Source organism: Acetatifactor muris (assembly GCF_024623325.1).
GTDB classification, from domain to species: Bacteria; Bacillota; Clostridia; order Lachnospirales; family Lachnospiraceae; genus Acetatifactor; species Acetatifactor muris.
The window spans coordinates 223,218-244,523 of the sequence record NZ_JANJZD010000001.1 but is presented as its reverse complement, the minus strand read 5'-3'; the positions used below and the strand labels follow the sequence as shown (position 1 = coordinate 244,523).

At 49.0% G+C, this 21,306-nt stretch carries 26 protein-coding genes and 1 pseudogene; 25 read left to right on the top strand and 2 right to left on the bottom strand.

Features of this window, described 5'->3' with window-relative positions:
- Window positions 1-119 precede the first annotated feature (119 nt).
- The 9 genes and pseudogenes from NSB25_RS01200 (at window position 120) to NSB25_RS01160 (ending at window position 7,160) form a co-directional block, all read left to right on the top strand.
- Window positions 120-1,370, top strand: coding sequence for a plasmid recombination protein (locus tag NSB25_RS01200; protein ID WP_257479211.1), 1,251 nt, complete (start codon window positions 120-122; stop codon window positions 1,368-1,370).
- A gap of 307 nt (window positions 1,371-1,677) precedes the next feature.
- Complete coding sequence (locus tag NSB25_RS01195) at window positions 1,678-1,848, top strand: transposon-encoded TnpW family protein (protein ID WP_103242819.1); 171 nt, start codon at window positions 1,678-1,680, stop codon at window positions 1,846-1,848.
- Between the two features lie 30 nt (window positions 1,849-1,878).
- Window positions 1,879-3,153, top strand: a pseudogene (locus NSB25_RS01190) (VirD4-like conjugal transfer protein, CD1115 family); the annotation flags it as partial.
- Complete coding sequence (locus NSB25_RS01185) at window positions 3,140-3,310, top strand: hypothetical protein (protein ID WP_002569167.1); 171 nt, start codon at window positions 3,140-3,142, stop codon at window positions 3,308-3,310. The pseudogene NSB25_RS01190 and the gene NSB25_RS01185, both read left to right, overlap by 14 nt.
- Window positions 3,311-3,406: 96 nt before the next feature.
- A complete protein-coding gene (locus NSB25_RS01180; RefSeq protein WP_007037037.1) occupies window positions 3,407-3,667 on the top strand; it encodes a hypothetical protein in 261 nt (86 codons plus the stop codon).
- A 54-nt stretch (window positions 3,668-3,721) separates the two neighbouring features.
- Complete coding sequence (locus NSB25_RS01175; protein ID WP_103242224.1) at window positions 3,722-3,862, top strand: Maff2 family mobile element protein; 141 nt, start codon at window positions 3,722-3,724, stop codon at window positions 3,860-3,862.
- A gap of 627 nt (window positions 3,863-4,489) precedes the next feature.
- Window positions 4,490-6,409, top strand: a complete 1,920-nt coding sequence (gene tet / locus NSB25_RS01170; protein WP_103242225.1) for a TetM/TetW/TetO/TetS family tetracycline resistance ribosomal protection protein — start codon at window positions 4,490-4,492, stop codon at window positions 6,407-6,409.
- 129 nt (window positions 6,410-6,538) lie between these two features.
- Window positions 6,539-6,964, top strand: a complete 426-nt coding sequence (locus NSB25_RS01165) for an RNA polymerase sigma factor (protein WP_103242240.1) — start codon at window positions 6,539-6,541, stop codon at window positions 6,962-6,964.
- The gene (locus NSB25_RS01160) at window positions 6,936-7,160 is read left to right on the top strand and encodes a helix-turn-helix domain-containing protein (protein ID WP_103242226.1); all 225 of its coding nucleotides are present in this window, start codon (window positions 6,936-6,938) and stop codon (window positions 7,158-7,160) included. The genes NSB25_RS01165 and NSB25_RS01160 overlap by 29 nt, the downstream gene beginning before the upstream one ends.
- On the opposite strand, the gene NSB25_RS01155 is transcribed toward NSB25_RS01160, so the two are convergent.
- A complete protein-coding gene (locus NSB25_RS01155; protein WP_103242227.1) occupies window positions 7,153-7,350 on the bottom strand; it encodes a hypothetical protein in 198 nt (65 codons plus the stop codon). The two genes, NSB25_RS01160 and NSB25_RS01155, sit on opposite strands and share 8 nt — an antisense overlap.
- Before the next feature lie 416 nt (window positions 7,351-7,766).
- Between NSB25_RS01155 and NSB25_RS01150 the strand changes: the two genes are divergently transcribed.
- From NSB25_RS01150 to NSB25_RS01105, 10 genes are all read left to right on the top strand, one after another.
- Window positions 7,767-8,162, top strand: coding sequence for a plasmid mobilization protein (locus tag NSB25_RS01150; protein WP_004068264.1), 396 nt, complete (start codon window positions 7,767-7,769; stop codon window positions 8,160-8,162).
- Window positions 8,134-9,765, top strand: coding sequence for a relaxase/mobilization nuclease domain-containing protein (locus NSB25_RS01145; protein WP_103242229.1), 1,632 nt, complete (start codon window positions 8,134-8,136; stop codon window positions 9,763-9,765). Before NSB25_RS01150 ends, NSB25_RS01145 begins: the two co-directional genes overlap by 29 nt.
- Window positions 9,755-10,141, top strand: a complete 387-nt coding sequence (locus NSB25_RS01140) for a cysteine-rich VLP domain-containing protein (protein ID WP_103242230.1) — start codon at window positions 9,755-9,757, stop codon at window positions 10,139-10,141. Before NSB25_RS01145 ends, NSB25_RS01140 begins: the two co-directional genes overlap by 11 nt.
- A 121-nt stretch (window positions 10,142-10,262) precedes the next feature.
- Entirely contained in the window at window positions 10,263-11,006 is a 744-nt protein-coding gene (locus NSB25_RS01135) for a replication initiator protein A (protein ID WP_330406210.1), read from the top strand.
- Between the two features lie 62 nt (window positions 11,007-11,068).
- On the top strand, window positions 11,069-11,923 hold the full coding sequence (locus NSB25_RS01130; RefSeq protein WP_103242242.1) for an ATP-binding protein: 855 nt from the start codon (window positions 11,069-11,071) through the stop codon (window positions 11,921-11,923).
- Window positions 11,920-12,126, top strand: coding sequence for a transposon-encoded TnpW family protein (locus tag NSB25_RS01125; protein WP_103242231.1), 207 nt, complete (start codon window positions 11,920-11,922; stop codon window positions 12,124-12,126). The genes NSB25_RS01130 and NSB25_RS01125 overlap by 4 nt, the downstream gene beginning before the upstream one ends.
- A gap of 133 nt (window positions 12,127-12,259) precedes the next feature.
- Window positions 12,260-13,882 carry a recombinase family protein gene (locus NSB25_RS01120; RefSeq protein ID WP_103242232.1) on the top strand — a complete coding sequence of 541 codons (1,623 nt, stop codon included), beginning with the start codon at window positions 12,260-12,262 and terminating at the stop codon, window positions 13,880-13,882.
- A gap of 253 nt (window positions 13,883-14,135) precedes the next feature.
- On the top strand, window positions 14,136-14,408 hold the full coding sequence (locus NSB25_RS01115; protein ID WP_065548824.1) for a helix-turn-helix domain-containing protein: 273 nt from the start codon (window positions 14,136-14,138) through the stop codon (window positions 14,406-14,408).
- Window positions 14,368-14,745 (top strand): TnpV protein, encoded by a 378-nt coding sequence (locus NSB25_RS01110; RefSeq protein ID WP_065548825.1) that lies wholly within the window; start codon window positions 14,368-14,370, stop codon window positions 14,743-14,745. The genes NSB25_RS01115 and NSB25_RS01110 overlap by 41 nt, the downstream gene beginning before the upstream one ends.
- Window positions 14,746-14,800: 55 nt before the next feature.
- A complete protein-coding gene (locus NSB25_RS01105; protein WP_065548826.1) occupies window positions 14,801-15,295 on the top strand; it encodes a nucleotidyltransferase domain-containing protein in 495 nt (164 codons plus the stop codon).
- 95 nt (window positions 15,296-15,390) lie between these two features.
- Here NSB25_RS01105 and NSB25_RS01100 read toward each other — a convergent pair whose 3' ends face one another.
- Window positions 15,391-16,200 (bottom strand): helix-turn-helix domain-containing protein, encoded by an 810-nt coding sequence (locus NSB25_RS01100; RefSeq protein WP_103242243.1) that lies wholly within the window; start codon window positions 16,198-16,200, stop codon window positions 15,391-15,393.
- Between the two features lie 650 nt (window positions 16,201-16,850).
- Between NSB25_RS01100 and NSB25_RS01095 the strand changes: the two genes are divergently transcribed.
- The 6 genes from NSB25_RS01095 (at window position 16,851) to mobQ (ending at window position 21,252) form a co-directional block, all read left to right on the top strand.
- The gene (locus NSB25_RS01095; RefSeq protein ID WP_065548828.1) at window positions 16,851-17,042 is read left to right on the top strand and encodes a hypothetical protein; all 192 of its coding nucleotides are present in this window, start codon (window positions 16,851-16,853) and stop codon (window positions 17,040-17,042) included.
- The gene (locus NSB25_RS01090; protein WP_065548829.1) at window positions 17,032-17,370 is read left to right on the top strand and encodes a MarR family transcriptional regulator; all 339 of its coding nucleotides are present in this window, start codon (window positions 17,032-17,034) and stop codon (window positions 17,368-17,370) included. The genes NSB25_RS01095 and NSB25_RS01090 overlap by 11 nt, the downstream gene beginning before the upstream one ends.
- Complete coding sequence (locus NSB25_RS01085; RefSeq protein WP_065548830.1) at window positions 17,363-17,656, top strand: DUF3847 domain-containing protein; 294 nt, start codon at window positions 17,363-17,365, stop codon at window positions 17,654-17,656. The genes NSB25_RS01090 and NSB25_RS01085 overlap by 8 nt, the downstream gene beginning before the upstream one ends.
- Window positions 17,653-18,168 (top strand): DUF5720 family protein, encoded by a 516-nt coding sequence (locus tag NSB25_RS01080; protein ID WP_065548831.1) that lies wholly within the window; start codon window positions 17,653-17,655, stop codon window positions 18,166-18,168. The genes NSB25_RS01085 and NSB25_RS01080 overlap by 4 nt, the downstream gene beginning before the upstream one ends.
- A gap of 489 nt (window positions 18,169-18,657) precedes the next feature.
- Window positions 18,658-19,548 carry a hypothetical protein gene (locus tag NSB25_RS01075; protein ID WP_103242234.1) on the top strand — a complete coding sequence of 297 codons (891 nt, stop codon included), beginning with the start codon at window positions 18,658-18,660 and terminating at the stop codon, window positions 19,546-19,548.
- Between the two features lie 114 nt (window positions 19,549-19,662).
- Window positions 19,663-21,252: a MobQ family relaxase gene (gene mobQ, locus NSB25_RS01070; RefSeq protein WP_103242235.1), complete on the top strand. Its 1,590-nt coding sequence runs from the start codon at window positions 19,663-19,665 to the stop codon at window positions 21,250-21,252.
- Window positions 21,253-21,306: the final 54 nt, after the last annotated feature.

Genomic DNA, 21,306 nt, shown 5'->3' with positions numbered 1-21,306 from the left:
CTTGAAAAGTGCCTGTTTACAGGCGTTTCCAGCCCCTTTTCCATGCCCGGTGGGGTTTTATACCAACTGCCCCCAAAACGGGCTTCTAAAGCGTAACATAGCCCCGGAAAGGAGCATTTATGGGAAAGACCGACCGCTGTGTTGTGCGGAACAAAGCCTACCGCAAAGCCGGGCTTGGAATCCGGGAACGGCACAACGAACGCAAGAACAGCGGCTATGCAAACACGGACATTGACCGGGAACGCGCCGCCCTGAACGTGCATTTCAAGCGCTGTGAGGGAAGCTATGCGGAAGTATTTGGGCGTATGGTAGAAAATGGCACAATCAGCACAAGGGGGCTGAAACAGGACGCTAAAGTAGTTGACGAAATGGTGTTTGACGTGAACTCCGCATATTTTGAGCGGAACGGCGGCTATGCGTATGCGAAGCGGTTCTTTGAGGAAGCCTACCGGCTGGCAGTGAAGGAAGCCGGGGGTGAGGAATATATCCTCTCGGCAGTCATGCACGCGGATGAACGGAACCGGGCGCTCTCTGAACAGCTAGGGCGCGACATCTACCACTATCATCTCCATGTAGTGTATGTGCCGGTGGTGGAAAAGGAAGTCAAGTGGACAAAGCGCTGCAAAGACCCGGCTCTTGTGGGGACGACAAAGGAAGTGATTCATCAGGTCAGTCATAGCAAGAAATGGGCGTCTGAAAAGGCGCTGGATAAAGAAGGGAACATTCAGCGGGACGAAAACGGGAAAGCCCTCCTAATCAACGCCTATTCCCTCCTACAAGACCGTTTTTTTGAGCATATGCAGGCGGCAGGGTTTAAAGACTTTGAGCGCGGGGAACGTGGCAGTACAGCGGCACATCTGGGCGTGCTGGAATACAAGATAAAGCAGGACAAGGAGCGACTTGCCGGGCTTGCCGGTGACGTTGCCGACAAAGAGGAACAGGCGGCGGCTCTGGATAAAACCTTGAAGCAGAAAGGCAAGCAATTAGCCGGGCTGGACAAACAGCTTACGGTCACGGAGAAAGCCAGCGCAATGTATAGCGAACTGGAACGCATGGGAAAGAAGAACCTTTGGGGATACATGGAACTACTCCCGGAAGAATTTAAAAAGCTGCTGACCCTTGCAAAGTCCGGGCTTGCGTCACAAGGGAAACTCCTTGAATTGCAACGGCAGCTTACCGAAGCGGTGAAGGGGCTGGAAATCTACCGTACCCGCTGGCAGGACTTAAAGGGCAGGACAAAAGACTATATGGAACTGGAACGGCTGCACCCGGAACAGACAAAGAAGGCACTGGAAAGCCTGAAACGGCTGGAAAAAGAAACCTCCGCGCCCGCCCCTACCCTCAAAAGGAAGCAGCAACAGGAGCGGTAACACCCTGCCTGTTCTTTGGATGAGGTCGGGGGTGTGGGGGCAGAGCCACCGCATAGCACTAACGCCGCCGGTACACCAGTGGAGCCGGTTTTGCCGTAGAATGGAGCGGACGACAGCGGGAAACAGTTCTTTTTCCTGTTCCCCGTTGTCGGCAGCGCAATGGCACGGCAAAAATCCAGACGGTCAAGGGGGAAAGGGTGGAGATTTTCAGAGCGGAGCGGCGAAAATACGACCCGACCCTTGACGGGCTGGATAGGCGGAACGGAAGGGAAAGACAAAAACTTGAATTAGCAGAAAGGAAATCTAAATGAATAAAGCAGATACAACAGCTATCACCACAAGACAGGAAGCGCCGCGGCTTATCCGGCGGATAGGCACGACCACTTATGAGGTATCTATACATTTCAGTGATACCAGCAAGGAAACAATGGCAGATAAAATCAAGCGGTTGATTGAACAGGACATTCAGCTTGTGTAACGGTAAATATGTCCTTGACACACCGTCCGAAAAGGAACACTGATTTTGGAAACCGGGAAAATGTTACAGCGGTACAAATACCGTATCAAAGTGCTAAATACGATTAACTTCAAAAAATCCATGAAATACAATCCCTTTGCCTATCTGCGGAGCGAAAAGGACATTTTGAAGTTAGTCAATACCATTATCGCCAACACCAAAGGCGACGGGGAAAAATCCGGCGAGGATTTCTGGGTGAAAGCGGAAAAGCTCTACTACACCGCGCTAATCGGCTACATCTGGTATGAAGCCCCGGAGGACGAGAAGAACTTCACGACGCTGCTTGAGATGATAAATGCGTCGGAAGCCCGCGAGGACGACGAGGATTTCCAGAACCCGGTTGACCTCATGTTTGAACGTCTGGAAGAAAAAGACCCGGAACATTTTGCAGTCAAGCAGTACAAAAAATACAAACTTGCGGCGGGCAAGACCGCAAAAAGCATACTTATCTCATGCGGCGCGAGGTTAGCCCCATTCGACATTAAGGAGCTGCGGGAGCTTATGGAAACCGACGAAATGGAGCTTGACACCATAGGCGACAGAAAGACCGCCCTTTTCGTCATCATCAGCGACACCGACGACACTTTTAACTTTGTCGTTTCAATCCTTTACACACAGCTATTCAACTTGCTTTGTGACAAGGCAGATGATGAATACGGCGGGCGGCTTCCCGTCCATGTTAGGTGCTTACTTGATGAATTTGCGAATATCGGGCAGATACCAAAGTTTGAAAAGCTCATTGCAACGATACGGAGCCGGGAAATATCCGCGTCAATCATCTTGCAGAGCCAGTCACAGCTAAAAGCCATTTACAAAGACAACGCCGATACCATAGTCGGCAACTGCGACACCACGCTTTTCTTGGGCGGCAAGGAGAAAACCACCCTTAAAGAAATATCGGAAATTTTAGGAAAAGAAACGATAGACAGCTTTAACACGTCCGAAACAAGGGGGCGGGAGCTTTCGCATGGGCTGAACTATCAGAAATTGGGAAAGCAGCTTATGACGGAAGATGAAATTGCAGTCATGGACGGAGGGAAATGTATCTTGCAGCTACGCGGGGTGCGCCCGTTCTTTTCGGACAAATTCGACATAACGAAGCACCCGAAATACAAGTACCTGTCCGACGCAGACCCGAAGAACGCCTTTGACATGGAAAAGCACCTTAAACGCCGCCCCGCCATTGTCAAGCCCGACGAGGTTTTTGACTATTACGAGCTTGACGCGGCAGACTTACAGGAGGACGCAGACCATGAGGAAACGTAGCGCAGAGGAAAAACAAAAGCAGCTTGAACGGTTTTTAATGAATGTTGCGGAAGCCGCCGACGCTGCATTATGGGAGTATTGGCGGGAAAAGGAAGCGGAACACCGCCGTTTTGCAACGGAGTATGTCACGCGCCGGGGGCTTATCCCGCAACAGTGACAGCATGGCAGACCGCCGGGGGACAGGGGAAGCTACACTTCCCCTACGCTGCCTTGCGGCAGCTACCCCTTTGTGAACTTGCGGGAAGCGAACACCTTGCTACGCAAGCTATTCACTTCCCGCAAGTCTGAAAAAAACGTCCGGCAGCACAGCGGAACACAGAAAGGAGCGATTGAAGCAATCACATCTATCCATACCGGCTACATGATACGCGCCCCCACTTTCCGGCGCAGTACACAGCGGCAGGAGCCGCACCCCTTACAACTGAATACCGCCGCGCCGCAGAACTTACGCAGCGCGGGGACAGCCGCCTTTACCAGAGGGCGGTTTTTTTGTGCGGCGGCGACCATACGCTGACCGCCTTTTGTCCGCTTGCCGGACAGCCGCAGACGCGGCAGAAAGGATATATTTATGGCATTTTTCAATAGCGCAGTAGACGTTTTGCAGACCCTTGTTGTAGCACTTGGAGCCGGGCTTGGTATCTGGGGCGTAATCAATCTGATGGAGGGCTACGGCAATGACAATCCGGGCGCAAATGCTCATGTACAGTAAAGAAGCAAGCAACCGAAAACAAGAGATAGACCGCCAGCACCACACTATTCCGAAGCAAAGAAACCAAAGACCAAAAAACAAGCATTGTGGAAATGTGCATAACAGGCTATTCCGTCATGGATAACTCTATTCACAGCACATGGAAAAGCTAAAATGCAGCTTTCCCACGTCCTGTAAACAGAGTTACCCACAACTCCATAAGGCAGCCAGTTATACACATTCCCACAATGTCGATGACTACGAAACCTCTCACTCATTACATCTTTCTTATGGTGTACAAAGTATTTTTCCTTTTTCTACTTTCTTTTCTAAAATTGATGTGCTATAATAGCTTCATTCCAAAAAAGGAGTAAAAAATATGCGGCAAGGTATTCTTAAATAAAACTTCAATCAAATAGTGGGTTCAAAGAATTTTGAATGTCCCTAAATAAGGGGGCTTGGTTTTTTGTACCCAATTTAAGAATACTTTTGCCTTATCAATTTTGACATATCTGAAAAAGAACAGCAATCACTAGTAGGTGTATGCTGTATATGTGTATGTCCGCAAACTGTAATCCCCAGTGGTAAAAGTATTTTACTGCTGGGGATTTTTATGCCCTTTTGGGCTTGTAAAGGGAGGACAATCACATGAAAATAATCAATATTGGCATTCTTGCCCATGTAGACGCGGGAAAAACAACTTTAACAGAAAGCCTGTTGTACACCAGTGGAGCGATTGCAGAACAAGGAAGTGTAGATAAAGGAACCACAAGAACAGACACTATGGTTTTAGAGCAGCGGCGGGGAATTACCATTCAGACGGCAGTTACTTCTTTTTGCTGGAATGGTTATAAAATCAATATCGTGGACACTCCCGGTCATATGGATTTTTTAGCCGAAGTATATCGTTCTTTATCTGTCCTTGACGGAGCTGTTTTAGTTGTTTCAGCAAAAGACGGTGTACAGGCACAGACCCGAATATTATTCCATGCACTTCAGAAAATGAACATTCCGACAATTATCTATGTGAATAAGATAGACCAAAACGGGATTGATTTACAGCGTATTTATCAAAACATCAGGGAAAAACTTACCAGTGATATAATCGTCATGCAAGAGGTTATCTTATCTCCCAAGGTAGATATTACTGACATTGTTGATTTGGATAAATGGGATTCCGTTATTTCCGGGAATGATGAACTATTAGAAAGATATATTTCAGAGGATTCATTGGACATACGGGAATTACAGCTTGAAAAGTGCCAGAGAACCAGATGTTGTTCTTTGTTTCCTGTATATCATGGAAGCGCAAAAGACAATTTAGGAACGGAAAAATTGATTGAGGTAATTACTGAAACTTTTGTTACGGGAACAGAGAATAATCAATCTGAATTATGTGGGTATGTTTTTAAGGTTGAGTACACAGAAGGGAAAAAACGGCTTTCCTACTTACGCCTGTATCATGGAACGCTCCATTTACGAGATACAATCTTGCTGTCAAAAAAGAAAAAGATAAAGATTACAGAAATGTACATTCCAACAAATGGCGAAATTGTTTCGGCAGACCATGCCTGTCAGGGGGAAATTGTTATCTTATCCGATGATACATTAAAAATATATGACATTTTGGGAAATGAAGAGCTTTTACCTCGCAAAGCATGGATTGACAATCCTACACCTTTACTTCGGACAACCGTTGAGCCACAAGAGCCAGAACAAAGAGAAGCCTTGTTGAATGCTCTCATAGAAATTGCCGATACAGACCCGCTTTTGCACTTTGAAATTGATACCGCCACCCGTGAGATTATTCTGTCTTTTTTGGGAAAGGTGCAATTAGAGGTTATTTGTTCATTGCTGGAAGAAAAGTATCATGTAAGAGTGGCTATGAAAGAGCCTACGGTTATTTATTTGGAAAGACCGTTAAAAAAGGCAGCTTACACGATTCATATTGAAGTGCCGCCGAATCCATTTTGGGCGTCTATTGGTTTAACTGTAACTCCACTCCCTGTCGGAAGTGGAACCCAGTATAAAAGCAAGGTATCTCTTGGCTATTTGAGCCAAAGTTTTCAAAATGCCGTTATGGAGGGTGTGCGTTATGGAATGGAGCAAGGCTTATATGGTTGGGAAGTGACAGATTGCAGCATTTGTTTTGACTATGGAGTTTATTACAGCCCGGTCAGTACCCCCGCAGATTTTCGCTTTCTTGCGCCTGTTGTATTGGAACAGGCATTGAAAAAGGCAGGAACACAGGTTTTGGAGCCATACCTTTCCTTTACCCTTTTTGCCCCACAGGAATATCTTTCACGGGCTTACAATGATGCGCCAAAGTATTGTGCAGTGATTGAATCAGTTGTACTTGAAAATGATGAAGTTATTTTTAAGGGAGAAATCCCCGCTCGCTGTATCAATGAGTATAAAAATGATTTGAATTTTTATACAAACGGAAGAAGTGTTTGTCTTACAGAATTAAAAGGGTATAAAGAAACTTCTGGTGAGCTTGTATCGCAGCCACGCCGCCCTAACAGTCGGTTAGATAAGATTCGGTATATGTTTCAAAAGACAATGTAACTTTTTGTGCATTATATGGAGAAAAAATCTGATAAAAAAGGAGAACCTATTTTGAATAAAGAGCGGATAAATACAACAAATAAAAAACAAGGGCTTTCAGTTTGCACCGAAGCATACAAAGAACACATCATGTATACGTTCAACGGCTTTTGCAAGACCGTCATACGCTTTGCAGCACTCAACGCATGGCGTGACAGGAGCAGACGGCGACAAAAAGAAATATCCCTTGAATACCTCACAGAAGAAAAATTTTACCCTTTAGGAACAACGGACGAATATTTTGAAGCACCTTATGAAGAATACCCCATAACGATATGCGGTCAGACAGTTATCCTCACCAATGGGGAGCTTGCCGCCGCCCTGTTATCTCTGCCGGAGAGAAATCGGGAAATCATTTTCCTTTACTTTTTCGGAGATTATACACAACAGGAAATCGGGGAAATGTACGGACGCTGCCGGAGTACGACCGGGTATCAAATCCGCAGGACGTTAAGACTCCTGCAAAGGAAAATGGAGGTACTTTCGCATGGGGAATCCGAATCTTTTGCCCTATGAAACGATTGTCCGGGCGACCAGCGGAGAGCCGGAAGCCGTGGACGAGGTTTTACGGCATTACAGCAAACGTATCCGAATTGCCGCCATTGAAAACGGGCATATCGACAGGGATACCGAGGACAGCATAAAACAGCAGCTTGTCGCTGCCCTGTTCAAGTTCCGCTTTGATGAACAGCCATATACCAAAACTAAATAACCGCCGTTACATAGAACGGCACACCAAAACGGGAAATCAAGAAAAGGTTTCCTGTTTTTTTGCGCCCATTTTTGGCATTTTCAAAAATCGTCAGTATTATGCCATGCAAAGGGGGATAGAAAGAAATTCCCTCTCCCGTTTGGCAAATATGCAGGCTGTCCGTGGAGGGCGGGCGAGAAGAAATTTTCACAAATTCCCGCCTATTCCGGCTTGCGTGGTGTTGTAAGGAATGAGGGGAAATTTCCACAAATCAACGTCCATTTTGCTTTTTGCTGGTTTGTAGGTATCAGAGGGAGAAATACCGCCGCTGTTTTGGCAAAATCCCCGCTTGCGGCACTAAAGGTATTGAGGGAAGCCCACACAGAGGAAGCCGCCACTTTTTAAGAGCAAGATTCTACCACAGTACCAAATTTCGCTAATCGCTCATTTTGTCCTATGGGAATCTTGTTGGGGTTGCCACCCCAAGCCCGCCTTTTTGCGGCTTGCGCCGCTTGAAAAATCCCCGAAAAAATATTTTCGGATTTTTCAAAAAACACTTCCGCTTTGCCCCCTGTTTTTCTCCTATTGGTGAGAGGGCAAACCATAAAAAGAAAGGAGCTGAAAGCCATGAAAAGATACAACACGCCCCACCGCCACCGGGTAATCAAGACACGCTTGACCGAGGAAGAATACGCCGAGTTTTCCGAGCGTGTCACCCTCTGCAAAATGAGCCAAGCCGAGTTTATCCGGCAAGCCCTTATTAAGTCAAGCATACGCCCGGTTATCACCGTTTCCCCGGTCAATGATGAACTGCTTTCTGCCGTTGGGAAACTCACAGCCGAATACGGGAAAATCGGCGGCAACTTGAACCAGATTGCCCGCTGTCTGAACGAGTACGGCGCACCCTATAACGCCCTCTCCCAAGAGGTACGAGCCGCCACAGCGGAGCTTGCCGCCTTGAAGTTTGAAGTCTTGCAGAAAGTAGGTGAAGCCGTTGGCAACATTCAAACATATCAGCTCTAAAAATGCCGATTACGGAGCTGCCGAGCAGTACCTAACTTTTGAGCATGACGAGTTTACCATGAAGCCCACTCTTGATGAAAACGGGCAGATTGTTCCGAGGACAGGCTATCTCATTTCCTCTCTGAATTGCGGTGATGAAGATTTTGCAATCGCCTGTATGCGCTCCAATCTGAAATACGGCAAGAACCAAAAACGGGAGGACGTAAAGAGCCACCACTATATCATCAGCTTTGACCCCCGTGACGCACCAGACAACGGCTTGACCATAGACCGGGCGCAGCAGTTGGGCGAGCAGTTTTGTAAAGAGCAATTCCCCGGACACCAAGCCCTTGTATGCACCCACCCGGACGGGCATAACCACAGCGGAAATATCCATGTGCATATCGTAATCAATTCCCTACGGATTGCGGAAGTGCCATTGCTGCCGTACATGGAAAGACCAGCCGACACAAGGGAGGGCTGCAAGCACCGCTGTACGGACGCAGCTATGGAATATTTCAAAGCGGAAGTCATGGAGATGTGCCACCGGGAAAACCTCTATCAGATTGACTTGCTGAACGGGAGCAAGAACCGCATTACCGAGCGGGAGTATTGGGCGAAACGGAAAGGACAAGCCGCACTGGATAAGGAGAACGCTTCCCAAGCCGCCACGGGAGAGCCGCCCAGACAGACCAAGTTTGAAACCGACAAGGAGAAGCTACGGCGCACAATCCGAGCCGCCCTGTCCTCTGCCGTTTCCTTTGAGGATTTTTCCGGGAAGCTGCTACAACAGGGCGTGACCGTCAAGGAGAGCCGGGGGAGGTTATCGTATCTCACGCCGGACAGGACGAAGCCCATCACCGCCCGGAAACTGGGTGATGATTTTGACCGTGCCGCCGTACTGGAAGCACTCACCATAAATGCACAGAACGCCGCCAGAGCCGCCGAAACGCACCTACCCAAACAGGAATACCCCCGGAGCATAAAAGACCGTTTACAGCGCAACAAAGCCGCTATAAACGCACCGAAAAATGACGGAGTACAACGCATGGTAGACCGGGAAGCGAAACGAGCCGAGGGCAAGGGCATAGGATATGACCGCTGGGCGGCTGTTCACAATCTAAAGCAAATGGCGGCTACCGTGAGCATTTACGAGGAATCTGGCTTTACTTCCCCGGAAGAACTGGAAGCCGCCCTTGCCGCCGCCAGTGCCGGATTGCATGAAACCACCGGGAAACTGAAAGCCGTGGAAAGCACCTTGCGGGAGAAAAAGGACTTGCAGAAACAGCTATTGGCGTACATCAAGACCAAGCCAGCCCGTGACGGACTGCGGGCGCAGAAAACCGAGAAAGCCCGGAGAGCCTACCGGGAGCAACACGAAAGCGAGTTTATCATTTCCGAATCTGCCGCCCGGTATTTCAAGGCACAGGGAATCGCCAAACTGCCAGCTTCCAAGACCTTACAAGCGGAGATTGAGCAGCTTACCAAAAAGAAAAACGCCCTTTACAACGAGTACCGGGAGAAGAAAGCAAGCGTCCGGGAATTGCAGACCGTAAAGGGCAACCTTGACAAGATATTGCGCCGGGAGCCGGAACGGGGAAAGGGGCGGGAAAATGAACGGTAAACGCCCCTACATGGACTACCAGCAGTACAGAGCCGCCCGCCGTCTTGTGCATGAGTGCTGCAACTACGATAACGGCAACTGTATCTTGCTGGATAACGGCGAGCCTTGCGTATGCGTCCAGAGCATCAGCTATTCGCTTATATGCCGCTGGTTCATTACCGCCGTTCTGCCGCTGGACGGGAAACTGGAAGCCGCCCTACTCCACCGGGCAGACAGGAAACGCTGTACCGAGTGCGGCGGGTATTTTCTCCCCAAGTCAAACCGGGGGAAATACTGCCCGGATTGCGCCGGACGCATGAAAAGAATCCATGCCACACAGCGCAAGCGGAAACAGAGGAATAAATGTCACGCTTTAGGATATTCCAGACCCCCGTAAATCAAGGCTTTTTTGACCGCCCTCAAAGGGTATGCGATACATTTATCCTTTATCCCCGAAAATGCCGTTTTAACTGCGTAACAGAAGCCACAGACAGGAGGTGAGAACCATAACCGAATACATCACAGCCGACACCATCATGCCGCCGTTTTTCCGATACCCCCGTTTTCTGCTGAAAATGGACTTGTCACAGACCGCAAAGCTGCTTTATTCGCTGCTCCTTGACCGTTCCGAACTCTCACAGAAGAACGGCTGGCAGGACAGCGAGGGCAGGACATACATTGTCTACCCTGTTGCGGAGATAGCGGAAATGCTGGATAAAGGCAGCACCGCCATAAAAGCCGCACTGAACGAGCTGGACGCTGCCGGGCTTCTGGTGAGGGAACGCCGGGGCTTCTCCGCACCGAACCGCCTTTATGTGAAAGTGCCGCAAGTGCCAGTGGTACAGTTTTCCGACCATATGACCGCCATACAGTCGGAAAACCGACCCTCTGATAGCCGGAAAAGCGACCCTCATAAGGACGGAAAACCGACCTTTGCGTTGGACGGAAAACCGACCCCTAACCAACTTACTATAAACCAACTAAAAGAGAACCAACTAAAAGGAGCGAGTGAGAAGCCGCCCGCACCCTTTGGAAGATATAAAAATATTTTCCTCTCTGAAAGCGAATATGCGGAGCTGAAAGAGGAATACCCGGACAGGCTGGAACGGTTCATTGAGGAATTAAGCCAGCATATAGCCGCCAACGGGAAAAGCTACATCAACTATGCCGCCGCTATCCGTATATGGGCGGGGCGTGACAGGAAAGGCACGGGGAAGAAAGGAATCCCCGATTATTCCTACAAAGAGGGCGAGAGCCTTTGACAACAGAGATAGGACGCCCCGTAAACAGGGCGTAAAAAACCATGAACAAGGAGGAAGATTTTATGAGTGATTATGATAACGCCATTTTCCGGCTTGCCACGGCACAGGAAGCAGAGCCGGAGGACTACACCGGAGAGGACGGGCTTTTATATTGCGGGAGCTGCCGCCAGCCCAAAGAAGCCTACTTCCCGGAGGGCAAAACCTTTTTCGGGCGTGACCGCCACCCGAAAGAATGTGACTGCCAGCGGAAACGCCGGGAAATGCTGGAAGCCAGCCATAGGGAATACAAGCACCGGGAGGAAGTGGAACGGCTGAAACGGACAGGCTTCACCGACCCGGCTATGCGGGAATGGACGTTTGAAAACGACAACGGAAAATGCCCCCAAATGCACAAAGCCCATGCTTATGTAGAGTGTTGGGAGGAAATGAAAGCCGGGAATATCGGCTATCTGTTATGGGGCATGGTAGGCACAGGCAAAAGCTATTTCGCCGGGTGTATCGCCAACGCCCTCATGGAGAAAGAGGTTTCCGTGTGCATGACAAACTTTGCCCTTATCCTCAATGACCTTGCCGCCAGCTACAAGGACAGGAACGAATACATAGCCCGCCTTTGCAGCTTCCCTCTGCTTATCCTTGACGATTTTGGCATGGAGCGTGGCACGGAATACGGGCTTGAACAGGTTTACAACGTGGTTGACAGCCGATACCGCAGCGGCAAGCCGCTGATTGTCACAACAAATTTGACACTGGAAGAATTGCAGAACCCGGAGGACACCGCCCACGCCCGGATATATGACCGCCTTACGGAAATGTGTACCCCCGTCCGCATTACCGGGGAGAATTTCAGAAAAGCCAAAGCACGGGAGAAAATGGAACACCTTAAAAAGCTGCTGAACGGAAAGGAGATTTGCCTATGACCGACACGCCCAAGAGAAGCACCGCCACCACTGCCACCACCGCCCGCCGCCCGGATTGCGTGACAGAAGTACGCCGGGGGAACACCGTCCTTGTGGTTTCCGGCTATTTCAAACAAGGCACTACCGCCACCGCCGCCGACAAGATGATGAAAGTGCTGGAAGCGGAAAGCGCAGCCGGGGGAACAGCCGCACACGCTATGTAATGCGATAAGCCTTAATAAAATAATGTGATATTTTTCGACATAAAGTAGCAAAAAGGACTGTACAGCAAGCCCCGCCCTATGGTATAATAAACCTACGGAATAGTGGGGCTGGCTGTCGGAAATGGAGGAAACCATGACAAGACAGACCACCCAAAAACTGATTACCGCCCTATATCCGAGATTGTCGCACGAGGACACGCTTCAAGGCGAATCCAACTCCATAAGCAACCAGAAGCGAATCCTTGAAGCCTACGCAAAACAGAACGGCTTTTCCAACCTCAAATGGTACACGGACGACGGATTCTCCGGGGCAAATTTTCAAAGACCCGGCTTCCAGTCCATGCTTGCCGACATTGAAGCGGGGCTTGTGGGAACGGTTATCGTAAAGGATATGTCAAGGTTAGGGCGAAACTATCTTCAAGTGGGAATGTACACCGAAATGATTTTCCCACAGAACGGCGTCCGCTTCATTGCCATCAATGACGGCGTAGACAGCGCACAGGGCGACAACGATTTTGCGCCCTTGCGTAACATTTTTAACGAATGGCTGGTGAGGGATACGAGCAAGAAAATCCGGGCGGTAAAACGCTCAAAAGGCATGAGTGGGAAGCCCGTCACAAGCAAGCCCGTGTACGGCTACCTCATGGACGAGGACGAAAATTTCATCATTGACGAAGAAGCCGCCCCCGTGGTAAGGCAGATTTACAGCCTATGCCTTGCCGGGAACGGTCCTACCAAGATAGCCCGTATGCTCACGGAGCAGGAAATCCCCACGCCGGGAACGCTGGAATACCGCCGGACGGGAAGCACACGCCGCTACCACCCCGGCTATGAGTGCAAATGGGCGGCGAATACCGTGGTACATATCCTTGAAAACCGGGAATACACGGGCTGCCTTGTGAACTTCAAGACCACCACACAATCCTACAAGTGCAGCAAGATTATCTACAACAGCGAGGACAAACAGGCGGTTTTCGAGAACCACCACGAAATCATCATAGACCGTGACACATGGGAGCGTGTGCAGGAGCTACGCAAGCAGCGCAAACGCCCCAACCGCTATGATGAAGTGGGCTTGTTCTCCGGCATACTGTTTTGTGCGGATTGCGGCAGCGTCATGTACCAGCAACGCTATCAGACGGACAAGCGGCGGCAGGACTGCTATATCTGCGGCAGCTACAAGAAGCGCACGGCAGACTGTACGGCGCATTTTATCCGCACCGACCTTTTAACCGCCGGAGTGACCGAGAACCTACGGAAAGTCACCAGCTACGCCGCCAAGCATGAAGCCCGGTTTATGAAGCTGTTGACCGAGCAGACCGAGGACGGGAGCAAACGCCGGAACGCCGCCAAGAAGAAAGAGCTGGAAGCGGCAGAAAAACGGATTGCGGAACTCTCCGCCATCTTCAAGCGGCTGTATGAGGACAGCGTGACCGGGCGCATATCGGACGAGCGTTTCACGGAATTGTCGGCAGACTACGAAGCCGAGCAAAAGGAACTGAAAGAGAAAGCCGCCGCCTTGCAGAGCGAACTTTCTAAAACGCTGGAAGCCACGGCAAACGCTGAAAAGTTTATGAAAGTGGTACGCAAGTACACCAGCTTTGAGGAACTCACCCCTACCCTGTTACGGGAGTTTGTGGAGAAAATCGTAATCCACGAATCGGAAGCCCTTGACGGGAAACGCCGGGGGAAGCTCCGCAGACAGGAAATCGAAATCTATTACTCTTTTGTCGGCAAGGTAGAATTGCCCGACTAAAGCCCGACCCGTCCGGCAGTCAGCCGGACAGGGAACGGCAAAATTTTTTACACTTCTTTTACTTCTTTATCTCACATGAGCAAAGAGCCAGGGCATGAAGCAGGTCATGGCTAATTAGAGGTAATCAAAAGAGGAAAGGAAAAGCACAATCCAGACGGAACCGGCGATACCGTCAAGAAATATTTGTGAGTTAGCAAGAAACCTGATATAATGGGGGCAAGCGCCCATCCGGGGCAGAAAGGCAGGGAGAAACATGCACATCAGCTACAAACCGCTCTGGCACACATTGATAGAGCGCAACATGAGGAAAGAAGATTTAAGGCTTGCCGCTGGCCTGACCACAAATATGATAGCCAACATGGGAAAAGAAGGGAAACATATCAGCATGGACACACTTGCCCGCATTTGTGAAACACTGGATTGTGGCATTATGGACGTGATTGAGCTGGTCAGTGACAAGCCTTCCACCACAGGAGGGAACGACAATGGAAAAACTGAAAGAAAGAATCACAGAGAACGGCATTGATTATATTCTGGTAGGCGATTACTATATCCCGGACTTGAAGCTGCCGGAAGAAAACCGCCCCATCGGACGCTATGGACGGCTGCACCGGGAATATCTCAAACAGGAACACCCTGCACGGTACAGCTCCCTTATCCTGACCGGGAAATTATGGACATACCTTGCCGACCTGAACGAGCAGGCAGAGGAACGGCTGGACTTAATCATGGAGCAGATGAAGGCCGCAGAGGGAGTGACCAAGGAACTGAAAGCCAGGAACCAGCTTGAATGGGTAGGCCGGATGAACAATATCCGCAGCCGGGCGGAGGAAATCATAAACAGTGAGTTGATTTATTCGTAAGTATGTGATAGAATCATTTCAGACAGCAAACGGGCAGTTATATAGGAGAAATTGCATGAAAAGAAAAGAAACGACAACAAAAGAAGATTTGTTGACTGTTATTAATATATTGGAAAATGCAGGAATAATATATTGGATTGATGGCGGTTGGGGAGTTGATATTTTAGCAGGAAAACAAACAAGATTGCATAGAGATATTGATGTAAATTTTGATGCTAAACATACGGAAAAACTATTAAAGATACTTTTGGAATATGGTTATGAAGTAGATACAGATTGGACACCTGTCAGAATAGAATTGTACAGTGATAAAAATGGGTATTTAGACATTCATCCGTTTGTTTTGAATGAAGATGGTACTTCCAAGCAGGCTGATTTAGAGGGCGGCTGGTATGAATTTGAGAAAGACTATTTTAGTAATGCTATTTTTGAGGGTAGGTCAATCCCGTGTATCTCTCTAAAAGGTCAAAAAATTTTTCATTCAGGTTATGAATTAAGAGATAAGGATAAACATGACATTTCGATTCTTGAAAAGTTACTAAATCAATGAATGAGAATCAGAAAATCATATTTGTGTGCTTGAAAACTGAATCAGAGTTACCAAAATGCCGTTGCATGGATAAAAGCCCAAGCAACGGCATTTCCTTATCTCCGCTTCATCCTGCTCAAAGGAGAATCCTTATATGCCGGAGTTTTCTTCATGATATTTTTCAGAACCGTGCGCTCCTGTTCCGACAGCTTCTCATACCGGATTTGCAGCTGCGTACACATCAGGGCAGTGAACACATCCAGATAGGAACCCGGCACAGCCATTGCCTTTTTTGCGTCTTTGATTAGTTTCATGGCATTGGAGCCGTCCGGCGCACTGTCCGTATCGTCCTTGTGCGCTTCCCTTATGGCATGGAGGATAGCGTCCCAAGTCCGGTGCGTGACCTGACAGAAATAATCTTCTTCCTGTACCTGCATGGTTTCCAACGCCTTTAACGCAGCATCTTCCTCCACCGGCTGATATTGGGAAAGGACTTGCCCCCGCAGCACTTCCAGAAGGCTGTTGAAATTTTGGAAGTGGGCGGTTGCCACACCATCTACATAAATCTCCGTGTCCGTCATCAGGGTAACAAAATCCTCATGTGTGGCAATCTCACATAGCAGCCGGTTGTTGATACGCCCACTTTTCAACAACTCCACCATGCTGTCACTCAAATGCAGCTCCGTAAGTTCCATGCCCGGATGGTTCCGGTTCTCTGTCAGGCAGAGCAGGTAATCTGTTGACACACCGTAAAACTTTGCCAGCTCCACAAGGTTTTTGTGGCTGATTTCCTTGAGTTCGTCATTCTCATAGCTTCCCAAGGCTGATTTGGAAATCCCCGTAACCGCCGCCAGTTCCTCTAATTTTAAATGCCGCTCCGTCCTTAAATCCTTTAACCGCTCCTGAATCGTTATCCCCTGTTTCATGGCTTCCTGCTCCTTCCTGCGGTCTGCTTTGCCGCCATCCCCATTATACCACATATTCATACCGGACGCATTTCCCCCTGACGTTCTTTTCAAATGCGCAAAATGAGCTTTTGATTTGCCCGGATTTTCAGAAGTGCAAAATGCACATCTGATTTTTGCACCCATCCGGCAGAAAGCTTTTTCCGCAATCGTGGAATTTTTTAGATTTTGGGCTTCATTCCTGATTTGTGGACATACGGCACAGGGTACAAAAATGTCATATGATATAGGCAGTTCATCGATGGATTATTCCAATCGAATGACCGGCCTGTATGGGATATGCTCCCCGGCGATGTAACGCAACGACTTCCGGCAGGGAAACGGAGGAACCCTGACCGGAACGAGCGTACCAGGGAGAGCGAAACGCCGCCAAAGACGGGGGCAGGAACGACAGCAGAGGGAACCGGCAAAATGAACACCGAAACGATACCGAAACACAACAATTTCACGGGGCATAGTCTGCCCTGTCCGTAATACCAAGGGGGATTTTGGGGCGGCTCTACGGCTGTATTTCCCCTGAAAATCGCCCCGAAACGATACACAAAAAACCACTGCCCGCCCATTCCGGCTGTACCTGCTGAATCGGGCGGTATTTCTATGAAGGAGGCACTATGCCGAGAATGTCAAAGAAGTTGAAGAAAGAGCTTGCTTTCTTCCTGAACGACCGGGGGCGCAGAAGCTACAACGGACTCTGCCGGAAATGCCAGCATGGGTGCAAGCAGAGTTTCCGGGCTGTCATTATCGACTGCCCCCGCTACCTATCCAAACGAGCCAAAAGGAGGACACAAATCAATGAATTGTGAATTTATGATAGCCAGTACGCCCCTGCCGCCCTGTATGCCGCTCCCAAAGGCAATGCTCCGGCTTCCGATCAGCAACACGGCAAAGGTCATGTACGCCCGCCTGCTGGATGAAATCCTGGCAAGGGGAACCGAGGACAGCAACGGGATTCTGTTTATCCGCTTCCCCGTCATGGAGATAGCGGCGGCGCTCTCCCGAAGCCCCCAGACCTGCAAGCGTTCCCTGAACGAGCTGGAACAGGCCGGGATGATTATGCGTGTCCGTCAGGGAATCGGGGAGGTCAGCCACATCTATATCCTGCTCCCCAGGGAGGACACCTCCCATGAATGAGAAGCTGGAAAAACTGAATCAGGAGATTGAAAAGACCGAAGCAAGGCTGCGGCGGGCGCAGCATAAGGAGAAAATGCTGGAACACCAGATAAAGACCCTGAACCGGAAGGAACGGACGCACCGGCTCTGCACCAGAGGGGCAATGCTGGAAAGCCATCTCCCCCACCCGGAAGCCGTGACGGACGAGCAGGTCAGCACCATCTTAAAAGTATTGTTCCACCGGGGCGATACGAAGCGTCTTGTGGCACAGGTTCTTACCGAAAACCGGAAGGAGGACACGGAATGAAATTTTCAAAAAGCGAGCTGGATATTATCTACCAGTATGCCGCACCAACCAAGGCGGAAACACTTGCGGGCATGAAGGAAATCGTGCCGGTGATAAAGGACTTACTGACCAAGGCAATCGTGGAGAACGCCATCCGAAAACTGGAAAAGATACCGGAGCCAGAGTGCAGCCAGTTTGTCGCCGCCACAAAAGCCCGGTTCCTTGCAGAACGTGACAACTCCATCCGCCAGCGGCTTGCGGCGGCAAAGCTACAGGAGCCGATTATGCAGGGGCATGACCTGTCAGGAAAGGAACGGTTCCATCCGGAAACCCGGCACATGATTACGCTGGAAGTACAGAAAGATTGTTTTGTCGGTTTTAAGGGAGAGCGGTTCCGCTTTTACCTCTCCGATGAAGGCTACCGGAACGCAAAACACAGCGAACAGGAAGGGGAAATCAAGATAAAGAGCCATGCCGCCGTTGTCGCCGGGAAGCTCTATCCTGACAAAAAGCGCAGACAGCAGGAGCGATAAAAAAGCCTGTTCCAGAATCAAAGTGCGCCGGGCGCGTCTTGATTTTTGAAGGGAAGTTTTAACGTGGACGAGCCGGGCGCGTTCTGATTTATGCAGCCTATGGCGCAATCGGTACGACTGATTCCTGACTGCCGGATATTTTGCTTGCAATTTTGGCTTCCAAAGTGTCAAGCTGGAAAACTCCCCTCTGAAAGAGGGCGCAATTATACACCACTTAGGGAAGTGGTGCATTGCGCCCTGCCGGGAGCGTCCTGCGGACAGCAGATGATTTCCGTAGATTTTCAATCTGCTCCAATCATCACAGGGGAAGCTACCCTTCCCCTGCGCTGGCTCTGCCAGCTACCCCTTTGCAGATTTGACAGAAACAAATATATTGTTCTGTCAACTGTTTTCATTCAGCAAATTAAAATGAATTCTTCTGCCAGAACGTTATTTCCAATGGAGATTGTCCATGATATAATCTAAACAAAAGATTTAATGGAGGTATATATGTTTTTTAAAGAATATCCAGTATTTCAAACAATTAAAGAAGCTAAATCTTTTTGCCAGCAATCATCAAGAATAGAAAAACGTCAATTGCTTTTTAACTATATTAGGCAGCAAGAACCCTTGTTTACAAATAATCAAAGATGGGGGGCACCATCTATCTGCTATTTGCAATATTTGATGAATGGATTATATGATGTAGATGAAGCATATTCCCGATATAGTGAATTGACGCTTTTGGAAAAACATGGAATAGCACATTTAATTATTTCATTATCTGCCCCTTATTGGGAAATGCTGCCATTAATTGTCCTTGCCCAACCCAAAACACCACCTATAGAATATATTGTTTATATGTCAGTCAATGAGCACGATGAAAAAAATAATAGATATTGTAAATTGTATATATTTAATCCTTCTACATGCGAAAGAAGGTCTATGGGAAAAAGGGTAGACATGAATATTGGGATAGATATATTAAGAAGTATGATTCAAAATGAGTTGAATTGTGGTGAGAATATTTTTATTTTTGAAAAATGCTTTTTAGAGTTTAATTCAGACTACATTGATTATTTTGGAAATTATATTCATCAAAAGGTGAAAGAAAAAATGGGATATGAAGAAAAATGGGCGGAGATAAGAACATTGAGAAATCGATTAGCACATCCGCATGAAGGCATATCAGAGAAGAACTTGAAAAGGGCTTGTGATATACTTTGTGCAAAAAATTTTTTTGAAGATATGGAAGCCCTTGTATTTCTTTTATCGCCTTTATTACCGAAAGAACGGCAGATGTTTTGTCAATATGGGCATCATGATAAAAAAGATAAATATGCTCGCATTGCTCATGGAATATGCCGAATAAATGCAGAAAAAAATAATAAGGAGAGGTAGTTATATCAGACAATTGGCTGCAAAATTCATTCTCTTTATAGTATTAGGCAGGAAATCTGAAAAGGTATCCTGCTTTTTTCATGCCCGGAATCCGGGAGAAAGGAGGACGCACCCTTGCCATGCCCACATTGTAAAATCACCATCATCAAACGGAGCAATAACGAATCCGCTGTTTCCGCCGCTGCCTACCAGAGCGGCGAGAAGCTGTTCTCTGAATATGACCAAGAACAGAAATACTATCCCTACAAGAACGAAGTCACCCATAAAGAAATCCTGCTCCCGCCCCATGTGCCGCCAGAGTATGCAGACCGCAACACTTTATGGAACTCTGCCGAAGCACAGGAAAAACAATGGAACTCCCAGCTTGCCCGGAGGTTCGTGCTTGCCATTCCGAGGGAAATCCCATCGGAACAGTACGCCGACCTTCTCCGTGACTACTGCCGGGAGTTTTTTGTTTCCAAAGGCATGATAGCTGATTTTGCCATCCATGACAAAGGGGATGGCAACCCCCACGCCCATATCCTGCTTACCATGCGTGCGATGGACGAAAAAGGGAAATGGCTCCCCAAGAGCCGCAAAGTGTATGACCTTGACGAAAACGGGGAACGCATCCGGCTCCCGTCCGGCAGATGGAAAAGCCACAAGGAGAACACGGTAGACTGGAACGACAGGAAGTACGCCGAAATCTGGCGGCAGGGATGGGCAGACACGGCAAATCGCTATCTGGAAGCCAACGACCGCCCGGAACGGCTTGACCTGCGCTCCTATGCCCGACAGGGGATTGACCAAATCCCCACCGTCCACATGGGGCCTGCCGCCTGCCAGATGGAGAAGAAAGGAATCCAGACCAACATCGGCAGCCTGAACCGGGACATCAAAGCTGCCAACTCCCTTATACAGTCCATCCGCCAGATGGTGCGCCGCTTAAAAGGCTGGATTGCCGACCTGAAAGAGAAAAAGGCCGTACTGCTGGAAGCATTGGAGCAGGCCAAAGAGCCAACACTCCCGGAGCTGCTTTTTAAGTATCTGGAACTGCGGAGCGGGGAACGTGCCGACTGGACTTCCAGAGGGAAGCTGAAAGGCACCGTTGCCGACTATAATAAAGTGCAGGCGGCTATGGACTTCCTGCGGAAAAAGGAAATCTCCACCGTGGAGAGTCTTGACACCCGGCTGGACGGAATCAGCCAGACTGCTGTTTCTGTCATGGGGAGCATAAAGAAAAGCGAGAAGCGGATAAAAGCTATCAACACCATGCTTTCCTATATTGACAAATACGAAGCCGCCAAGCCAGTCCATGCGGAGTATGCCGCCATCGGCTGGAGGAAGAAAAAAGAGAAGTTTGCGGAGAGCCACCGGGAGGAACTGGACGCTTACAATGCCGCTGTCCGGTATTTGAAAGCCAACCTGAAAGGCAATTCCTACTCCCGCAAAGATTTGGAATCCGAACGGGAACAGCTTGCCGCCGCCCTGCCCGGACAGAGGAAGGAACTGGAAGCGGTTCAGGCAGATGTGAAGATACTCCGTGACGTGCGCCACTGGCTCAACCAAGTGCTGCCATCCGAACAGTACCGCCAGACCGCCGATCCGGGGAGGAAACCGTCCGTACAGGAGAGCCTGAAAGGGCGGCAGGAACGCATCCGGCAGGAGCAGGCAGCGAAAAGCCAGCCGCCCCGGACAGAGAAACAACAGAATATGGAACTTTAAACAGGCACTTGTTTTGTGATTGGAAACCGCAGGCAAGTGCTTTTTTCTTTGCAA

Bases quoted from the DNA above. Each gene is read 5' to 3' on its own strand.
- NSB25_RS01200 (WP_257479211.1), top strand. From the start codon at position 120: ATGGGAAAGACCGACCGCTGTGTTGTGCGGAACAAAGCCTACCGCAAA.
- NSB25_RS01195 (WP_103242819.1), top strand. From the start codon at position 1,678: ATGAATAAAGCAGATACAACAGCTATCACCACAAGACAGGAAGCGCCG.
- NSB25_RS01185 (WP_002569167.1), top strand. From the start codon at position 3,140: ATGAGGAAACGTAGCGCAGAGGAAAAACAAAAGCAGCTTGAACGGTTT.
- NSB25_RS01175 (WP_103242224.1), top strand. From the start codon at position 3,722: ATGGCATTTTTCAATAGCGCAGTAGACGTTTTGCAGACCCTTGTTGTA.
- tet (WP_103242225.1), top strand. From the start codon at position 4,490: ATGAAAATAATCAATATTGGCATTCTTGCCCATGTAGACGCGGGAAAA.
- NSB25_RS01165 (WP_103242240.1), top strand. From the start codon at position 6,539: ATGTATACGTTCAACGGCTTTTGCAAGACCGTCATACGCTTTGCAGCA.
- NSB25_RS01160 (WP_103242226.1), top strand. From the start codon at position 6,936: ATGGGGAATCCGAATCTTTTGCCCTATGAAACGATTGTCCGGGCGACC.
- NSB25_RS01150 (WP_004068264.1), top strand. From the start codon at position 7,767: ATGAAAAGATACAACACGCCCCACCGCCACCGGGTAATCAAGACACGC.
- NSB25_RS01140 (WP_103242230.1), top strand. From the start codon at position 9,755: ATGAACGGTAAACGCCCCTACATGGACTACCAGCAGTACAGAGCCGCC.
- NSB25_RS01130 (WP_103242242.1), top strand. From the start codon at position 11,069: ATGAGTGATTATGATAACGCCATTTTCCGGCTTGCCACGGCACAGGAA.
- NSB25_RS01125 (WP_103242231.1), top strand. From the start codon at position 11,920: ATGACCGACACGCCCAAGAGAAGCACCGCCACCACTGCCACCACCGCC.
- NSB25_RS01120 (WP_103242232.1), top strand. From the start codon at position 12,260: ATGACAAGACAGACCACCCAAAAACTGATTACCGCCCTATATCCGAGA.
- NSB25_RS01115 (WP_065548824.1), top strand. From the start codon at position 14,136: ATGCACATCAGCTACAAACCGCTCTGGCACACATTGATAGAGCGCAAC.
- NSB25_RS01110 (WP_065548825.1), top strand. From the start codon at position 14,368: ATGGAAAAACTGAAAGAAAGAATCACAGAGAACGGCATTGATTATATT.
- NSB25_RS01105 (WP_065548826.1), top strand. From the start codon at position 14,801: ATGAAAAGAAAAGAAACGACAACAAAAGAAGATTTGTTGACTGTTATT.
- NSB25_RS01100 (WP_103242243.1), bottom strand. From the start codon at position 16,200: ATGAAACAGGGGATAACGATTCAGGAGCGGTTAAAGGATTTAAGGACG.
- NSB25_RS01095 (WP_065548828.1), top strand. From the start codon at position 16,851: ATGCCGAGAATGTCAAAGAAGTTGAAGAAAGAGCTTGCTTTCTTCCTG.
- NSB25_RS01090 (WP_065548829.1), top strand. From the start codon at position 17,032: ATGAATTGTGAATTTATGATAGCCAGTACGCCCCTGCCGCCCTGTATG.
- NSB25_RS01085 (WP_065548830.1), top strand. From the start codon at position 17,363: ATGAATGAGAAGCTGGAAAAACTGAATCAGGAGATTGAAAAGACCGAA.
- NSB25_RS01080 (WP_065548831.1), top strand. From the start codon at position 17,653: ATGAAATTTTCAAAAAGCGAGCTGGATATTATCTACCAGTATGCCGCA.
- NSB25_RS01075 (WP_103242234.1), top strand. From the start codon at position 18,658: ATGTTTTTTAAAGAATATCCAGTATTTCAAACAATTAAAGAAGCTAAA.